General features: G+C 45.9%; 2 protein-coding genes. Both read right to left on the bottom strand.

The features are described from left to right. Nucleotides 1–81 precede the first annotated feature (81 nt). A complete protein-coding gene (locus tag PSI23_RS21595; RefSeq protein ID WP_273556995.1) occupies nucleotides 82–492 on the bottom strand; it encodes a lysis protein in 411 nt (136 codons plus the stop codon). A 44-nt stretch (nucleotides 493–536) separates the two neighbouring features. Beyond that, the gene (locus tag PSI23_RS21590) at nucleotides 537–755 is read right to left on the bottom strand and encodes a hypothetical protein (RefSeq protein WP_273556994.1); all 219 of its coding nucleotides are present in this window, start codon (nucleotides 753–755) and stop codon (nucleotides 537–539) included. Between the last annotated feature and the right edge of the window lie 132 nt (nucleotides 756–887).

Raw genomic sequence — 887 nt, 5'->3', positions numbered from 1 at the left:
TTCTCAGCATATCCGCCAATACTTCTCGCGCTGTCTGTTGTGATGCTTCTGGTAAATCTTCAAATTTCATAATGACCTCATTTAGTTACACTGTGTTTTGATGTATTCCTGCAATCCCAGAATCATTTGCTCTGAGGTGGCAATTCTTTCTCTGAGTAGCCAATAATTCCGGATAGCGGCGTCTGTAGGTCGGGCGGTGGCTGCATCATCCATGCCGGAGGGGGCAGCGGTTTCACGCACGGAGCATTCGGCTTTGATGTACACCCGTTCAGGATGAACAAGAGAAGCAGTGTGCAGCCTGTCGATTTCAGCGTTCGCATTGGCTAGCCTCTGTGTATGTTTCGCGTCCAGTTCTGCGAGGTGATTGATTCGCGCTTGCTGCTCGTTTATCGTGATGATCTGTTCGTCATACTGTCGCTTTAACCTCGCGTATTCTTCGGCCTTGTCCTGATACTCGCGGTAATAGAACCAGAGCAGGCCAGAGACAATCACCAAAGCACCGAGGGTGAAATACTGGCTGTTGAGTTTCATCTTGGTCACTGTTTTCCGACAATTTGGTTATATTTCTTGCCTAAAAGACAGCATCCAAAAACAATCGGCGTAACAATAACCCCTATCGGCCATATGATTGATGCAAACAAAATGACCCCAAAATCTTCCGGATCATTCGCTCGTTTTTTTTCTATCAATGTAAAAATAATGAACGCCGCAATAAAACCGATAACGTAAATCATTGAACCCAGAATAATGCTCATCGCTCAATACCTCATAGCATCTCAAATGCCCGTGTGAAAACATCATCGGAATACGGTTGCGAGCCGTTCTCGTGCCAGATAATGGACTTAGCCAACGCAATCAACGTGGGTTTATCAATGTCGAGAACGTGA

The organism is Xenorhabdus yunnanensis (genome assembly GCF_028598805.1).
GTDB lineage: Bacteria > Pseudomonadota > Gammaproteobacteria > Enterobacterales > Enterobacteriaceae > Xenorhabdus > Xenorhabdus yunnanensis.
Note: the sequence above shows the minus strand (reverse complement) of the source record. Positions and strands in the feature narration are given on the sequence as shown.